This is a genomic window from Schlesneria paludicola DSM 18645 (assembly GCF_000255655.1).
Lineage (GTDB): Bacteria > Planctomycetota > Planctomycetia > Planctomycetales > Planctomycetaceae > Schlesneria > Schlesneria paludicola.
The window spans coordinates 19,779-36,893 of record NZ_JH636437.1 but is presented as its reverse complement, the minus strand read 5'-3'; the positions used below and the strand labels follow the sequence as shown (position 1 = coordinate 36,893).

Sequence of the window (17,115 nt, the reverse complement as noted above, 5' to 3'; positions counted from 1 at the left end):
GAGGTTATTATGAGACAATTGCGAGTAAGTTGTGCGTGTTTGGTTTCACGGACGAAGGGCCGTCGCGGTTCGACGTTAATTGTCGTGCTTGCGCTGCTGGCATTGCTTGCAGTTTTGGGCTTCACGTTTTTTACGTTTTCATCTCAGGAACGTGCATCTGCAGAGTATTTCGCCAGTGAGTCGCGTTCGCTTGAGCCTGGTCTGACTGACGGAATTTTCGATTGGCCCCTTCGGCAGATTCTCATTGGTCCAGACGATACAAATTTGAACAGCGTGCTGTGGGGCGGAAGATTCGCCTTAGTGCCTGGAATGGTTGGTAGAGATCTGGTTCCATTTAATGGAGAAGGGGTGAATCTTTCATCGACGGCAGGTACTGGCGACCCTTTCGTCGATATGGATTTCAACGGTGCGTCCGACAGCTCAAGTCTACTGGACCCGGTAGACTCACCTGCTGCCAATGCAGGAGTTCTTTGGGGTGCTGGGAAGTCTCTGAACACTCTGCCTGCGCCAGATGTTGATTACACTTACCCCGATATAAATAACATGCTTCTCGCTTATGATGGCGCCGCATTTGATGCATCGGTGGCGTCGTCGCGGGTTGTTATCCCAACTCTACTACGGCCACAGTATCTTCGGAGTGGTGGTTCGACCGTCAGCAATTGGTATGATAACAGTGCATTATTGCCTGCGTCTCAAAGCTTTCGGCCACATCGGGATCATTACTATATTGATACGAGCACCGGAAATTCGACCGGCGTGAGGCGGTATGTGGCGTCGCAAGCGGAGGCGACAACACTTGGGTTGGGGCGACCATTTTCATTCGCGCCACTCGATGCAAACGGAAGCGTAACGGGCGGCGAGCTTGGCGTATGGACGGCGTCAAATGCTGATGCCATCAATCTTGATGTGGACACGGATGGGGACGGAGTACAGGAGTCAATTCTTGTCGACTTGGGCTATCCTCCTTTCAGACGCGGCGATGGAAAGCTTGTAGTGCCGCTTTTTGCCATTCAAATTCGCGATCTAAATGGACTAATCAATCTAAACTCGGCAACTTCCACGTTGACGAAAGCTATTGTGCCTCCAAATATATCTACGCAAGAATTCGGTGCAGATTCATTAGGGGCGCCGCGTTACTTGTCGAGTTCGAATCAGGGTGCCCTGGCATCTGAGATTAATTCAGTCTATGGTTTGGCGAATCTCCCTTCAACTACTTCCAGTTCTGATTTACAGCAGTATCGTTTCTTCTTGACGGCGTTGGGGGCGGATCGCGACCCTCTAAGTCCGCGTGAGGTGGCGAATCTAGAATGGTTTTTTATCAATAACGGTCGCCCGCGGTTTAATGTGGCCGCTGCACTTGCCGCAGCTTCATTGGCGTCGCCCTCCGCACGTACGGCAGCGATGGTAGCTGCGATTGATTCCGTCACACCTGGGATTCTTGGTGATTCTGAGTATCTGTTAAGTGCATTGGCAACTGGTACTGGCTCACTACCGCAGCCAGGAAGGGTGGGGATAAACGATAATGCCGATCCTGCAAATCCAGTTAAGTATTTCTGGACAAACACCACCCCGGAGGCCGCGGCGCTCGGCTCGCCGCTCGATTTGATAGGTGGCGGTTCCATCCTTGCTACCAATGCCTCGGGGTTGAATCCATTTGCAAAAAATTTGCGGTGTTTTGATCGTTCCACGCAGCCACTTGTTGGTTCGAGTCGTTGGCTTATGTTTCAGGGGTATCATTCGAACGCGGATGTGCTGCTATATACATCGCCGGCGTCCACGTACGGCACATTGCTGATGCCATCAACGACGAATCAACTTACTGATGACGCAAGTGAGTTGATTATAGATCCAGTTGCCATTAGGCAGGCGAAACTTTCGGTTTCGGGGACGTCGACGCGTGATGCAGTTGATTATGACGCCGTTTTCAATCTGAGCGAAACCGCCTTTCTCCAGCTGAACAATGTCGATGGTGCTTTGGTTCAGGGTTCATCGCGGCTTGCTGATTTAGCACCAGTGAACACCGTCGTTAATCCCGCGTCTGCAGCAACACGTCGACAGTACACAACCATAAGTTCTGGGCGTCGTGAATTCAGTAAAGTTTCGACCGGCCTGACTGCTGCGTCGAGTCCGGTTGCGACGCAGCAGTTACGGAATTGGGAGAATAGTTACTTAACCGCGGTTGGCAATACTCCGATGCGTAGCGTTGCTTGGTATTTAATGAGCGGGTATTCCACGCTGCAGTCACAGCAATTTCGCTTGAGTGCGAATCAGTTACTAGTTGATTCAAGCGGTGAAGCATTTCCTGAGGTGTTTTCTGCGATTCCTCCGGCCGCGTTGCAGTTTCGCGATTTGACTGCGCACCCAAGCACCACAGCGGTTCTTCCGGCGGCTGCAATTCCTACGGGAAATATTCCATATCCGGTGTCAGGTTTCGCCTCGCCCGCACAGCAGGAGTATTTTGCTCGGAGGGATCGCCAAGCAATGGCGCGAGATCTTTACACACTTCTCTATATGTATTGTGGTGGACTCGATCAGAATCCCTTAGATCCAAATCCTGCGCTACCCGCGCCATATTACACTGCAAAGCAGATTAAGGAGATGGCGCAGTTTGCCGTCAATTACGTTGATAGTATTGATAGGGATGATGTTGCTACGAGATTCGAATACGACACTGATTTGAGAGATGGTTGGGGTCTTGATGACAACGCCTATACTACAACGGAGGCACAGCGTGGTGAAGTATGGGGCGTCGAAGCACAGCAGCTGACATTGAGTGAGGCTCTGGCCATCAAAGCGCCCACGGTAATCAAAGGGGGTGTGCCGTTTAATCATCCTGCCACCGAGTATGATGATAAAAATGATCGATTTTTTACGTATATTGATTTGCAGAATGCGTCACCATATTCCGTGAATTTTGCGACGCAGAACGCGTGGCAAATTCGCGTGTTACCAAAGGGCTTGGCAACACCTGCAACTGACGAGCGACGGTTGACGCCTTTGCTCGGGCAAGTTGCGGCAGGTGGGACGTTCACTATTCTGAGTGCCGGTGATGCAACAACGTATGATCAAATGAATAATCCGACCAGTTATTTAAGGGTTGATCCGTATTATATTGACCCGGGGACCCCAAATCCGACGATAATTGCTCCCGCGGCTATTCCAGCGTTGGGGGCGCGGCTTGATCTGGTCGTCGATCCTGCTGCCAACTATCGATTGACTGATGGTGCAACGCCGCCAGCGCCAAGGGTGGCGATCGGGGAGTTGTTGAATAGCGTCAACGCGCCAGATCCTGCTTCTACTACACTTGCGGTAATTTTTCGGCTCATGCGTCGCGCTGATCCGCATAGAACTCCCCCGGTGACGGGCTCACCAAGTGAAATAGTAGATGAAGCGGACAATCCTTGGATTGAGGTTGATCGAATTCAACTTGGCGAAGATGCAACTAAGAGTGGGTTAACTTTGTTTTCGCTGACGGGCACTACTGATGCCAACACAGCATCGCCAGGAAGTCTAACGGATTTGTTGACGAGGCTTCAGAGTCGCGTGAGGTCTGAACCCTTTGCGGCAGACTTCGAGCAAGACTTTCCAAGTACGCAATATTGGGGCAATATTCCCGCACCAGCCTCGTGGGCACCGAAACCGGCGCTAAAGTATTTATCGAATTATCTCGGACAAGGAAAATACGATCCGACGTTGGCTTCGCCGCCAGTGCCATTATACTCGCAGTTTCACTTTGATCGACCATTCGCTGCAATCGGTGAGCTGTTTGAGATCCCGCTAGTGGGCCCAGGTCTGTCCATGCCAGGTGAGTCGTGGTATGACGCGAATGAGTTCTGGTATTTTACTCGCGCTCAGGCGCACGCGAAACAAAGCCCCGCGAATCAGGTTCAATTGGGTACTCCTAACACATCCGCGGTTCCCGACAAGCGGGCGTTGTTTGCTGCGGCGAAGTTTCTTCTTGCCGATTTTCCGGCAACAATCGATGCGACACCGAATTTTGACAATCGATGGTATCGATTGTTGGAGTTTCTGGAAATCTCGTCACCTATGAATCGACATACCGACCTACGGCTCTATTCAACAAGTCAATTCGGCTTGCCTACAAATTTTGGATGGCCAACCACGCAGGGGCAGCTCAATCTCAATACAATCCGGAATCCGAGTGTACTTGCGGGGCTAATAGACGATAGTTTTGTCTTGAACATACAGCCAAATTCGTTGCCTTCGATGGATACAGTTGATACGTCCTCTACAGGGCCGCGAGCGTATGCTGGGCCGCGTGATTGGTGGATTGAATATCTTCGATCGCGTGATGGGTTTGACCCTATAACGCTTATGTATACGCCGGGCGTCGCGAATTCTCGCCCATTCAGAAGTTATAGTTTTACTTCCCGTGGCCCGATGAGTCAGAAGGAAGATTCTATATTGCGTATTCTGCCTGCTGATATAAACGTAGCTCCAAGCGGAGCGAGTAACGTCCAAGATCAACGCCATCTGTTCGAGATAGGCCAGCAGGGCGAGCATTCGATAGGAACGCTAGACTCACTGGCGAAGAATCGTTTGCTCTCAAAAATTTCGAACAACGTCACGACTCGCTCGAACAGTTTTGGGGTTTTTATCGCAGTTCAATATTTCGAAGCGGCTGAAATTTCAAGTCCAGCCTCTGCGATTAGGATTGGTGGGCGGCTCACTGATACACCTACGAAGCGAGCGTTCTTCGTACTCGATCGATCGGGGGCGGTAGAACAAATTAAGCAGCTTGTCGCCAACGTTAACAGTAATTCCAATCTAGTTCCGACAGCCGATCAAGCCGTTTATCCGACTTCAACGTTCCCGGTCAGTGTCAATACTTTCAGTTTTAGGCCAAACACTGATACAACGGGCGTTGCGACAAATCAAAATGGAATAAGATGGCAGGATTTAGTTCTCTACCGGCAAATTCTGAACTAAAGCATACGTTGGGCCCTATCCGAACGAGTGTGATGTGATGCAAAATGATGCATGGGTTGGTTGTTTGTGTGTAAAAACGACGTTTTTGTGATTCTCGTCGCTCCGTTAAAATTCTGTAAGTGATTGTGGAATAAACGTTTAAAAAATATTGGAAACCTGGCTTCCGATTTGCTAGACTTTTCATTCGGTTGCGTGGCGCAGTCGAATGGCGGCTTCGATCAGAAGCGAATTCTACTCACCTGCTCGAGAAACCCGTCGCCTTGTTCCTCTGGAGAATGTCATGACACGTCTTCGCATGTCGGTGAAACGCCAGCCGCGCCGCGGCTTTACCCTGATCGAACTGCTGGTGGTGATCTCGATCATTGCCGTGCTCGCCTCGCTCATCGCTCCGGCTGTTCAGTCGGCCCGCCGATCCGCCCGAAAACTCGAATGCTTGAACAACATACGGCAAGTTGGCATGTCGATGCAGAATTTCGCATCGCAGTTCAATGGGGTTCTCCCCACGTTGACATCTGATGTGAAAAACGAAGCTCAGACGGGGACGATTTATGGTGTCGGTTGGCCGCTCGCGCTGTTGCCGGTTTTAGATCAAGCTGCATTGCTCAAGAACTTGCGACGTGATGCCGTTCCGATTGATCCCGCAGATACGACCAAGCTGGAATTTTTGGCTGCTGATTTGACATGGTTGCCCGTCTTCACATGTCCGGATGACCAGGACTCATTCCGCCGTCCAGGAGGTCTCTCTTATGTCGTGAATTCTGGATACATCCCCTCGACTTTGTGGGGCCAGCCTAGCGCCACATCTGCCGCGCAAACTCCATACTTGATTGATTGGAATCGCAATGGGAGTTATTCTGCCGATGGGTTCACCGGCGTTGACAGTGCCGATCTGGATATCGGAGCTGCGACTGGTATCATTTTTGATCGAGCAAGTAGTTTCCAGTCGTCATTAGAAAATCTCGCAGCGGGAGACGGTACCGGAACGACTGTACTACTCGCTGAAAATATCAATGCCGGCACCTGGAATTCCAGCCTTGCAGTAACCGCTGGATATGGTGTGAATCATTTAGGTTTCGGAATCGACATTCCAGTTGCAACGGGAGCTCCTACGGGCTCGCTGTTCGTGGGGTCTACGGCGACGTTTGATCGCGCGAACGCATTGAATCAGGTTTCGGCGAAATGGCTGGATACGACAGTAATGGCAGACGCCTGGGTTATCAATCGTACGTTGACAGCGGCTCCAGGAACTGCACCGCGTCCATCATCGAATCATTTGGGTGGGGTTAATGTCATCATGGGTGATGGAAGCGGTAAATTCATCAACGAAGCGATTGATAAATTGACATGGGCTAAGCTCATTACGTCGAATGGCGTCAATTATGGTGAAACCAGATTGGACAGTGCGGCGTTCTAGTCTTCCTGTTTGGTTCGGTTTGAAATCCAATTGGTTCTTGATTTAGCGACGTAGATTGGCGGCGGCTTCGATGTTTCGAAGCTGCCGCTTTTCGTTTTCACCGGATGGACGCTTTATCCTTGTGCGTCGAAGGAGCCTGCGTGACCGATCCGCTTGTTCCAAATCAAGTGATGCGCAGCAAGTGTGTGCAATGGCCCTGCGTGTCCGTCGGTTATGGCGCACTTTGGGGTGTCTTCGCACTGCTCTGGGAGACGCGGTATGCCTCTGATGGCCTGATGAGGGAATTCTGGGGACTCATTCTCGTGGCAACTGTCGTTGCCGCCTGGTGGGGATCTTTGCGGGAACTGCTCGCCATCAGTTTCATCGGAGCCGTCGTCTGTTGTGGATTGGATAGTTCAAGCAGCGAGAATTGTTGGCTCATTGTCGCCACGCACATTTGGTGGCTGAGCGTCAGCACCGCCTTGATGCTTTTAAGCGCTCGAGCGCGTCGTGAACTCGATGCGGCCCGCGCGAGTGCTCGCGTTGACGTGCTGACCTCACTCTCCAATCGGCGAGCAATCCTCGAAATCCTTGAAGCCGAACTGGAACGAACGCGTCGGTCGAGTCGTTCGTTTGCCCTTGCGCTACTTGATTGTGACGGGTTCAAAGCAATCAACGATCAGCAGGGGCATCTCGCCGGCGATATGGCGTTGCAGCGGATCGCGGCCGCTCTCCGAGCACAGACTCGCACCTACGATGCCGTCGGGCGTCTCGGTGGTGACGAGTTTGTGCTTGTCCTGTCCGGCACGGAATTCGACGAAATCCCGCTAATCTTTGAGAGATTGCGAAGTTCACTCCGAATCGAACTCGCGCAAACCTATCCAACACTGACGTTCAGCCTGGGCGTTGTGACGATCCGTGCGACGGATCTTCTTGAGTGCCCAACGCTCGATCCAACCGAATGCTTACGACAAGCCGACGAAGCGATGTATGCCGCGAAGCGAGCCGGCCAAGATCAGTCGTGCTTTCGGGTATTGAATGGCATGACGTAGCGATCTGCAAGGATGTGTCGTGAAGTAAGGGGGACGGGCAACTTGGCGTTCACGATGTCATGGCGTTTTCTAATCTGGGCGGAGACAGTCCCCGTTACTTCAACAGGCGGTTAGGCAACTTGGTTTCAAAAAGTCCTTCCGGTTTCTCAGTGTTCTGAAAGATGTTGTTACGGGCGAGCCTGTTGTTGGATCCCTATGCCGAAATCGCCGTTCAGTGGCTGCCTTGGTGGCAGTGCTTTCATTACAACCGGTTTATCCGGCTTGGGTGTGGGCACTCACCACCTGTTGAACGCACCAGAGCAGGCACACTGACGTTCACGCCGTCATGGTGTTTGGAGCCTGGACGCGGAGCCCGTTGCACTTGTTTCAACAGGCCGTGTCAGGAATAGCGAGACCGCCGGCTGGTTTTTGAGCTAAGTTTACCGTAGGTGCAAGTTGTTTGGGCGTGTGAACTGGATTGAACAGTGCTTGGTCCGTTTCGAAAGCCTGACAGTTGAAGCGAGTCATGAGCCAGGGTGGATGGGCCAGGTCTATTTTCATTGGCACAGTGTGACTTGATTGCAAACGCACCACGCGGTGTCACAGGTCTTCTGCGATGAAAATGCGTCAGTCCCCAGCCCGTGAATGATTAACGGTCGGTCAGACGAGATTCCCAGGCGATAACATGTCAGATCAATGGCTCTATCGAATTCGTGGACAGGAGTTTGGGCCTGTTTCGTTGGAGCTCGTACGGTCGCTCGTCGAGTCTGGCGCCATTGCACCCGACGATGACGTTCGGAATGCGGATCGATCCAACTGGATCCTGGCCTGCGCAGCGACCGAACTGCGAGATTCGATCAAGGTTGGCTCCGACAGATCCGTCGAAAGGCGATGTGACCGCGATGAATGGTTTTGTCGCGGCGCTGCGGGCGACTATGGACCGCTAAAAATGGTCGATCTGATTCAACTTGCGGTTGAGGGCGAACTCGGGCCCGATGAAGAAATCAAGTCGCACGCAGATGACCACTGGAAACAAGTCGGTTCGATCCGTCGACTCGTCGAACTTTTGCCATTCTCGGAACAAAGGCAAGCCGCCGTCACACAGACCATGCGTGCAAATCTTGTGGGGGATCTGTTTGATGTGTCAGGCAGATTAAAGCCATTGCTGGAGTCGTCCCGAGAAAGAGAGCTGGATTCCGTCGAATCAATACTGCGCTTTTCGCGTGATGGAAAGAGAGTGCTTTTCGAGGCTCATGGTCCTGAGGCCGCATTCTATCCCGCTCATCAAGGCGAGGCGTTTGATGCCGTCCCAAAACCTGATGGGAACTTGTCGTCAATTTCTTCGGACGGGGAAGTTCGAGAACAGCCTGACGTCATTTGTTTTCCTGGAATCCGATCTCTTGAGCAGGGGAACTCACATTCGACGTCACGAATCACGAACGCCTCATCGATCGATTTCATCATTAATGCATTGGGGGGATTTGGATTACCTTCATCGTTCAATGGCTTCGATTCGATTCCTTTTCCGGACCATTCGAACATCGATCAGGATGTTTCTGAGTCTTTCTGGTCCGGTTGGGCATCGGGCAAAGAATTCACATCGATCGGCTTTTCGGAATTGCTGTCATGGGCGGTGACAGGCCGGCTCTTACCCACCGACTTTGTCCGACGTGGTGACGATGGGCAGTACGTTCCCGCAGTGAATATTCCCACACTTTTCACTGTCCGTGCGGCTGCCAATTCATTGTCTCATCAAACTGCTCGATCAAACATTGACGGGGCGTTGAGTAGTGGCTCCAAGTGGTCGCCGGACGATGCTGCGAATTTCTCCGACACCTTGGTTGCCATTGAGAAGACGGTCATCCTAGCCGCCGCCAATTCTGCCGTGATTGCTCAACAGCGCCCCTCGCCTGCCCGATTCCTCTGTCGAAAAAACAATGTGAGTTCGATCGGCCTGCGGATTGTTTTCGGGATTGCACTCGTCCTCGTCGTATGGGTTGCTGGTTGGTAATGGGTTAACTGTTCACAGTCCGAAGAGAGGGCGACAGGCACTTTTTCCGGTTCATTGAAATTCACCGTGCATCGACCAGAGCAATCCATTTTTTGCCGCGGGAAGGTGAGCCATTCCCCGGCCTGTGAACGGTTACGAAGAAACAGGCTCGAGTTGGGTTCGAGAAACGGATTGGGTCTGGTTGGCCCGTTTGATCGCCTCATCCAGCAAACTGTTGGTCGTCAGGTATCCATGGGCAACCACTTTGAGCATATCCATCCAGCCTGATTTCTTGGATGCGTCCGCAAGATGTTCAAGAATCGCGGGTCGGTTTGCCTCGCAACCGTCGATGCCCCATTGATCCATCCGAATGACCCATGTGTTGCACGAGCATCCGGCGGGTTGTTTCAGGCCGCATTCTTCGATGACGTCTTTCAGCTTCGTTCCGACGGGTTCTCTCGGTGGAACAATGATTGGCTGTGGTCGTGACACGTCTCTGCCGATCGCCATCGCGGTCTTTGACCGCATGGCGTGGACGATCGCGGGGTTGATGGTACGAGTCGATCCGTTGAGCCAATCCTCGTACAACCAGGGGCGACCGTCGGGGATGCGATCGCGATAGCGACCGATCCAGTCACAGGCCCAGATGTCGCACGTGCGTTCGTTCGTGTTCAAGTATGGGTCATCCACCCACATGGCTCCGATGCAGGCAAGAACCATTTCGTCCGGAGCGTTCTTCCAGCCTTTCGCGTGAAAACGTTCGTAAAGCTCGAAGGCCTTGCTCACGACACGCACGATTTCAGATGTTCGCACGATCCAGAATCCGCCGTTCGAGTTCCACACGGCGGGCGACTTCACACCCTCTTCGCGGAAGAGCGCCACCAACTGCGGATAGCTCAGTGAATACCAGTCCTTTTGTCGGACCTTGGGCGACGTCGCGTCGGACTCCATTTGAACCCAAAGCGGATTTTCGCGAATCAGAGGCTTCAGATCACCCGGGTCTCGAGTGAAGTAGTTGTCGGAGTCCAGCCAGACGCAGTAGTCATACGACGAACCCGTGAGTTCCGCGAGAAACTCCAACTTCGCCATGTGATGCTTCCACGGATAACCCTGTTTGATCTTGTGGTGGATCGCACCGGCGACGGGCTCGGGGCTGAACACATGCAGATCTTCCTTTACCCCCGCTTCCCGCATCGACCGGAGCATCGTGGCGATGATGGCATTGTCCTGCCCTCCGCGATTTGTGCCCGTGAAGTAGGCGAAGTTTGCTTTCGGCCGCTTCGAGGACGCGACGATGATTTCGCGCGAAATCTCTCCCGAGCACACTTTGACGTCTGGTAAATTCTTGATCCGCGTCAAGTCGGATGCATTGCGAATGCACCGGCCACCGTTCTCGCAGTGGAAGATGGGCAGATCCGGAAGCCCCTGTCGGCGGTGGATAAAACTGACGTGACTGCAACTCATGCTGGCCCTGCTCCTGGATCACATGCAACTTCGATTGTGTCCCCTTGCTCCCCTGGAGTGCCATAATGAGCGTAAAAGTCGGCGTCCACAGGAAAGCATCCCGCGCAAGACTCAAGACATGTGCTCGATATGGCCCGCCATACCAAGTTGCTTCCGCCCGGGCCAACCCCCGGGACCGCGGAATAGATGCATGTTCCTGCGCACTCTTCACTGCTCGACGACGATGAGGAACTTGAAGAGCTGCTCGAACTACTGGAGGAACTTGAACTCGATGACGAACTCGACGAACTGCTACTCGAACTACTTGACGAGCTGGAACTGCTTGACGGTGGAATGCAGTCATACGGTTCAACCGTCAGGGTTGAAGGAAATGTGAATGTCGTTCCGGGGCAAGGCGCACCAAATCCATCCGGGATCGTGACATTTGGCGACCCCTCGACAGTGAATGCACCGCCATTTGCACAGGAGAAAGACTGGGAAGCGTAATCTATTGTCGACGTGAATCCAGACGTCTCTGGAGCAGCAATCGTGACTGTCATTGTCAGTGTTGCGGAACCCGGGGACGGAGTTGGCGAATAGACGAGAACCGCATTGAATAGCAATCCGCTGCCAACACCGACAGAATTCAAAAAGCCATTGCACTGCCCGACAAGCGGCAGTGGTTCACATTGCGTATCTGAAGACGCAAGAAGAACATCAGCATGTGCGAGGGGTTGAATCGGACCGCACGGTGCCGTGACACCGCTCACTCCCGTCCAATCCACGATTTTAAAGCAGTTGCAGCAGCACTTCGCCTTTCCGACAGGAGTGACGCACACGACACACGAAACCCCGGTCGCCTTCTGGACCTTGTCGGCAGCCTTGACGATGAATTTGCTTGCGCATCGAGCATTGAAGTAGGAGTCGGCTCCGTAGGTTATGGGCATGTAGAATCTTCTCAGCAATCGAAAATCATCGGGTCGCCAATAGGGAAATAGATCTTCGTTGTGTATAGCGGCTCGTCGTCTAAGGCTCCCGATCCATCACATGGAAACGCTGTTGTCGTTTGTCCGCCGAGGTAAGGATACGAACCTTCGATTGAGGTGTACGTACCGTCAAGAAACGTAAATTTGATGAATGGAGAATCGCAGGTAGTTGACGCTTCGTAGTTGAGCGCGAAATACCCAGCGTTTCTGCAGGACGTGCTCGCGCTCCATGTCACCGTCAGAATTCCGTTCGGGAATTCGCGCCCCGAATATCGCCCACCCGATGGAGTACATGAAAATGATTCCCACATTCCAGATATATACTCGAAGCCACCGTTTGGTCCGCCTACGTAAGAGCACGTTGTCACGGGCTGGTATGGGCAGTAAGTTGGATATGGCGACCCAACCATCGTTCCACGTTCCATGTGAATGTATGTCGGCGCGTACTTCAGTGGTGGAGCGTCAAATACGCCAGGGGAGCACTCCATCGGGGATGGGAAAGGATTGGCTGCAGCCCCCTTAATCAATAGGCAAAAACCAAAGCTTTTCTGTTGCGTCGTGCATGAACAAAGACTCAACGGCTTCACCGGCGTCACACAGATCGTACACGCCGCCGCCTCGGGTTTCGGCCAGTCCGCTCGACTGGTTGCTGTGAGCTTGGATGAGCAGAGAGCGTTGAATTGTGGTGTAGCTTTGAATGAGATCTGATACGCCATGAATCATCCCATGCTGCTTGAAGAGGAACTTGAAGGGCACGGGATGCCACGTAGCACGATCTGTTCCGGCCAGACAGCGCGAACCGAATTACAGTCGTAAATTCCGCCTTGCATCAATTCAAATGAATTGTATTCACAGTTAAACGTGCCTCTGATCTTGTAGTAGACCCAAGACAGGCATAAGTCGAAGCAGAATCGCACCGTAGGGAATTCATAATAATTGTCGATATCGAGAATTGGGTTGAATTCGATGTAGATTGAACGACCAATTGTAGGCACGGCGTAACAGTAGTAGTGACAGAGTCCATGATCGTAGTGATACGCCAGATCGTACGTACCGGGGTGGTATCGATTGTCGCAGAGCGGATTTCCGAAATTGTTGACCGCTCCAGGCCATTCGACGCGAAACCAGCAGGTGTTGCATTCACACGGATTGCCTGCCGCGGGTTGAACGGGCGTCGCGCACACCACGCAGCTCACCCCGTTCGAATTCTTCACGTCGTGCGCATCCACGATCTGAAACCGTGAGGCGCATCTGGCATCGAATGTGTCGTCCGTTCGGTAGATCACCAGCCCAACCCCACGACGTCGGTTCCGGAAACGAATTCCAGCTTCAATGTTGGCGTGCTCACACTCATGTCGAGTCTGTACCGATATTGACCCGTTTGGGGGCCAGTGCTCGACGAAGATGATGAACTGCTCGATGAACTCGGGTCCGTTCGCGTAATCGAGATGATGCAAGATGTCCAGATGCAGCTACTGCTGTTGCTTGACGACGACGAACTTGACGAACTACTGCTTGAGCCGCACGCCGTGGTCTGGAGGCCGTACTTCACAACGAACGCTCCGGCCGCCTCAGGATAGCTTGGATAAGCAAGCCCGCTCACGTTGTAGGAGAACGCCGCACCATTCGGAGCGGCGAGGCATCCGCCAACGATGGCTTCCGCGGACGTCACGCAATCAAAGCATTCGCAACACCCGCAACCAGTGGTCGTGCCACCTTCAGATGAGGGGGTCGATGCGGGGGCACGGTAGAACAGGGACATCGCCGGTACAGCCGAGTTGCCGTCATCGCCACAAGCGATAAATCCCGTTCCGCCACTTCCAACGGTCCATGAACCGGGCGTCGGGCCGTACTCCGTTCCCGCGGCGGGTGTGAGCGAGTCGTCAACAGAGGCGTAAATAAATTGATCGAAATAGCCCTTCCCCTGCTGTCTATCACGAATGAGGAAGCCGCCCGTGACCATGATCGGCCCTGCCGAAGCGGAGCCCGCGTACTTCTTGACATGTGCGACGATCATCGACTCTTGCGTTGCCGTCGCTGGCTCTGTTGTGACCGATGTGACCTGAACGACCGAACGGGGTGGGATGGCTTCACCGGAATCGTTCTGGATCGTCATGCCGACTTTGGGGTTGAGTGGTACAAAGTTCATTGCGGAAGATACCCTCCTTGACGCAGCGTGATTTCCAGCTCTTTCGCGACCGATGCGCGGTTCTCGGGATTCTTGCGCGCATCCCGCTGCCTTCGCTGATCGTAGGTAGGAATCTGCCAGTTGTGCTCAGTATTGGCGCTGGCGATCGTACTCGCACCGCCCTTGTCGATCTTGTAGGTGACCTGTTGGATCTGGCCGTCGAGATCGATGCCAAAGATTCCGACGTAAGTCCGCGTGGAGTTGGCTTTGGTCTCGAACGTGGGGATTAACGAGTTGATGTAGTATTCGGCTTGTCGACGAACTGTGTCGATGTTGTTGATGGTGTCCACCAGCTCGCCACTCAAGGAATAGACACCGCGATAAAAGGGCTGAATATCCTCTTTGATGACCGTCTTGCTCACGGCTCCGATATCGTCGGGAGAGGCACCCTTAGGCTTCGGCCCATTTCCGACCCATCGCGCGATGGTGTAACGTTTCACTGCCCAGGTTTTCGGCTCACGAATGTGTACGGCCGCGTGATAAAATAGCCGTGGAAGCGCCGTGACATAGGCGATATTTGAACCACTGGTACCCGGCGGCGGCGGAGCCTCGATGCTGTACAGCATTTGCTGAGAAAAAGTGATCATCGAGTACCGAGAATCTTCATCCAGGGATAGTGAAAAGGTGACGACGTCATCGAGTCCGTCGCCGTAGTTGGCAGAGGGACGATCGATGCGTGTACCCAACGGATAGTTGTCGAGAGCGTTACGAAAGTTATTCCAGAATGTGCCTTCGACGAAGGCGGGCAAATAATGGACTGTATTGTCATCAGGATCGATATAAGGACGAACAAGCTTGTCCGTAAGCACGATCTGCCGAACGTCGGCTCCCCCTTCGAGCCCCGGGATTCGAATCGTTGGTTCACCGCGGTCATTGGTGTCATGGTTTGCTGGCTTCTCGGTCATGGCAAATGCGCGAAAGACTGTTTGCGTCGCGAGTTCGATCGGTGCAATCAACGAGTTGTCCGTCTGGCGGACGCGTTTTCTCGAGATGTTTGAGAATTGTGGGTCGCAATAAAGAAATGGGTTCTTGTCGGTTCCAGTGAGCTTCGTCAGATCGGACGGATTTCTTGCAGGAACAACTGAGTACGATAGATCTTTAAGCGCTTTCCAACGTCCGTCGACATCTTTTCCCACAGCAGACAACTCGATCCGCGATTCATAGAGGATCGGGCCGGTGACAATCTTGATCCAATTTGGAATCTCAGCAGGGTCGATTCCGTTCGAGGGATCTTCGTAAGGGTAGTTCTCCGGAAGTTCACGCCCTTCCCCTGCCGAAACGATCTTCCAACGGCCTTTTGATCTGACTGGCACAATTCGGCATCCGAGGCTGTCGCATAGGCGAGTTAGCTCCTGAGCGGGATTTGCGGCGACCCAGTTCACTTCTGGGCGGGCATCGTTGGGCAGTGCGGAAACGTCCCACGCGCTGGCGGAATAGCCCATTGCTTTGATGCAAAGAATGGCGAGTTCTTGTGGTGTTTTTTCGTGGTCTGTGTCGACCAAGCCGATGGCCGCTTGTCCAAAGAACTGGGCGTCAGTCTGTGGATAGAAGGCTTTGACGAACTTGAAATTGTACCTTCCCGAGATGTCGTAAAACTGCCATCTCCAGCGTTCGTCGAAGAAGGCAACCTGAATGATTTTTCCGCCCGATCCACGAACGTAGTTCGCCGAATCAATTTTGCAGTCTTTGAATGTCAACGTGACATCACCATAGGTGATGACGAGATCACCTTCGGCGGCAGGAATTTCGTCCTGCGGATAGACATCCATGATTGCCGTCGATGGGCTGATTCCGCTGATATCCGTCAATGAGAAGCTTTCCCATTGATGAATCCCGGGATAGCTGACGATTCCTTGAAGCGGCATGATTGTTTGATGACCTCATGTCAAAGCGACCAGACTTCCCGCACCGTGCTGAGCGTTCATCGCCACGCCTCGATTGAGCTGTACGGTCAGGGTGCCAGAATTGACAACCTTCTGATTGTCGAGAATGGACCATTTTTCGCCGAAGCATTGAATTGGATTCGTCACGGTTTTTGGGCGAGGATCACCATCAAAGTTCACCACGCCATCGTTCGCGACATCAATCGTGTCGATCGTGCCAGTGGTATTGACGATGATCGTGCCGCCCTGCACGTCTAATAGCCCAATTGCACCATCATGAATCGTTGTCACTCCACCCCGTTGACCCTGGATGAGGGTCGTTAGGTTGCTGCTGATACTGAGCGTTCCACCCGACTTATTGATCGTCGTGAGGGCGACGCCGCTTCCGCAGGTGAGCCTGGTGTCGGAGCTCTGATTTGATGAATACGTCTGATTGACGGTTCCAAAGGTCGCGGTATCTCCGTCGTAGAAAGCGAGCCCAACATCGCCTGATACGAGATTGAGAACGCTCGAACTGTCACCACCAACGATTAGAACTGCGGGGACACTGCTGTCGATTCGCCGACCAGTCGCGAGAATGCGGAGATCGGTCAGATTGGCCCCAAATGCCAAATTGCAACGATTGATGGCGGGGCTATTGATCACCACCGTCCCGCCAGCCAATGTGAGTGCTAGTGGCCGATACTCTGAATATGTCGAGGAAGAAGTCGAATTACCATGAATGGCGGGGAGACCAATCGTTCCGGAATAGCCTGACTGAATCGTCAGGGAAACGCCCGTCAAAGTCGTGTTGAGCCCGTAGAGGCACGCGACGGATCCAGAATCAAAAACAAGATGGTCAGAGCTGCCGGGGGCGACTCCGCCTGACCAGTTCCGAACGTTTTTGAAGTCATTAGGCCCAGTCGCGGGAACGGTGTTCGCAATCGAAAATGTTGCACCACCAGTCGTCGAGGCGGAGATCGTTGACGGCAGGCCTGCCGTTACACCCGTCAGCCGCAAGGATGTGTATGGTCCGGCAGACGGAAGGCCGGTCGCAGTCAACTCCATGAATTCCGCTATCGAGCTGGCGTTCCACGCCGAAATGAGAGCACCCAGCACCGACCCGACGGTATCGGTTCCGCTCGCCGTATAAGTGATTGACTTGCCGTTGATCGTGATCGAGTATGTTTGGCTCGTGACGGTTCCGGAAAGAGAAACCGCCCAGACGTCCGAGATTGCCACGGCCGTTCCTAGCCATCGTTTTGTTGTCAT

Annotated in this window: 10 protein-coding genes; 5 read left to right on the top strand and 5 right to left on the bottom strand. The window is 53.1% G+C overall.

All coding sequences use genetic code 11. The features are described 5' to 3' along the window. Positions 1-84: 84 nt before the first annotated feature. The 4 genes from OSO_RS0138345 to OSO_RS0138330 all read left to right on the top strand — a co-directional run bounded on the left by OSO_RS0138345 (position 85) and on the right by OSO_RS0138330 (position 9,385). A complete protein-coding gene (locus OSO_RS0138345) occupies positions 85-4,950 on the top strand; it encodes a hypothetical protein (protein ID WP_029247905.1) in 4,866 nt (1,621 codons plus the stop codon). 280 nt (positions 4,951-5,230) lie between these two features. Beyond that, the gene (locus OSO_RS0138340) at positions 5,231-6,364 is read left to right on the top strand and encodes a DUF1559 family PulG-like putative transporter (RefSeq protein ID WP_162130590.1); all 1,134 of its coding nucleotides are present in this window, start codon (positions 5,231-5,233) and stop codon (positions 6,362-6,364) included. Between the two features lie 140 nt (positions 6,365-6,504). Beyond that, the gene (locus OSO_RS49165; RefSeq protein WP_010588023.1) at positions 6,505-7,395 is read left to right on the top strand and encodes a GGDEF domain-containing protein; all 891 of its coding nucleotides are present in this window, start codon (positions 6,505-6,507) and stop codon (positions 7,393-7,395) included. A gap of 664 nt (positions 7,396-8,059) precedes the next feature. Further along, entirely contained in the window at positions 8,060-9,385 is a 1,326-nt protein-coding gene (locus OSO_RS0138330) for a DUF4339 domain-containing protein (protein WP_010588022.1), read from the top strand. Between the two features lie 132 nt (positions 9,386-9,517). Here the strand turns inward: OSO_RS0138330 and OSO_RS0138325 are convergent, their stop codons facing one another. Continuing rightward, positions 9,518-10,828, bottom strand: coding sequence for a hypothetical protein (locus tag OSO_RS0138325; RefSeq protein WP_010588021.1), 1,311 nt, complete (start codon positions 10,826-10,828; stop codon positions 9,518-9,520). Between the two features lie 186 nt (positions 10,829-11,014). On the opposite strand from OSO_RS0138325, the gene OSO_RS51455 reads away from it, so the two are divergent. After that, a complete protein-coding gene (locus tag OSO_RS51455) occupies positions 11,015-11,314 on the top strand; it encodes a hypothetical protein (RefSeq protein WP_010588020.1) in 300 nt (99 codons plus the stop codon). Between the two features lie 1,198 nt (positions 11,315-12,512). Here the strand turns inward: OSO_RS51455 and OSO_RS0138295 are convergent. The 4 genes from OSO_RS0138295 to OSO_RS0138280 all read right to left on the bottom strand — a co-directional run bounded on the left by OSO_RS0138295 (position 12,513) and on the right by OSO_RS0138280 (position 17,115). Next, on the bottom strand, positions 12,513-13,007 hold the full coding sequence (locus OSO_RS0138295) for a hypothetical protein (protein WP_157606146.1): 495 nt from the start codon (positions 13,005-13,007) through the stop codon (positions 12,513-12,515). Positions 13,008-13,075: 68 nt separating this feature from the next. Next, positions 13,076-13,942, bottom strand: a complete 867-nt coding sequence (locus OSO_RS0138290) for a hypothetical protein (protein ID WP_157606142.1) — start codon at positions 13,940-13,942, stop codon at positions 13,076-13,078. Then, the gene (locus OSO_RS0138285) at positions 13,939-15,846 is read right to left on the bottom strand and encodes a hypothetical protein (RefSeq protein WP_010588016.1); all 1,908 of its coding nucleotides are present in this window, start codon (positions 15,844-15,846) and stop codon (positions 13,939-13,941) included. The genes OSO_RS0138290 and OSO_RS0138285 overlap by 4 nt, the downstream gene beginning before the upstream one ends. Before the next feature lie 15 nt (positions 15,847-15,861). Next, complete coding sequence (locus tag OSO_RS0138280) at positions 15,862-17,115, bottom strand: autotransporter outer membrane beta-barrel domain-containing protein (RefSeq protein ID WP_010588015.1); 1,254 nt, start codon at positions 17,113-17,115, stop codon at positions 15,862-15,864.

Excerpts from the sequence above, each read along its gene's own strand:
- OSO_RS0138340 (WP_162130590.1), top strand. The coding sequence starts at position 5,231 with ATGACACGTCTTCGCATGTCGGTGAAACGCCAGCCGCGCCGCGGCTTT.
- OSO_RS0138325 (WP_010588021.1), bottom strand. The coding sequence starts at position 10,828 with ATGAGTTGCAGTCACGTCAGTTTTATCCACCGCCGACAGGGGCTTCCG.
- OSO_RS0138330 (WP_010588022.1), top strand. The coding sequence starts at position 8,060 with ATGTCAGATCAATGGCTCTATCGAATTCGTGGACAGGAGTTTGGGCCT.
- OSO_RS0138285 (WP_010588016.1), bottom strand. The coding sequence starts at position 15,846 with ATGCCGCTTCAAGGAATCGTCAGCTATCCCGGGATTCATCAATGGGAA.
- OSO_RS51455 (WP_010588020.1), top strand. The coding sequence starts at position 11,015 with ATGCATGTTCCTGCGCACTCTTCACTGCTCGACGACGATGAGGAACTT.
- OSO_RS0138280 (WP_010588015.1), bottom strand. The coding sequence starts at position 17,115 with ATGACAACAAAACGATGGCTAGGAACGGCCGTGGCAATCTCGGACGTC.
- OSO_RS0138290 (WP_157606142.1), bottom strand. The coding sequence starts at position 13,942 with ATGAACTTTGTACCACTCAACCCCAAAGTCGGCATGACGATCCAGAAC.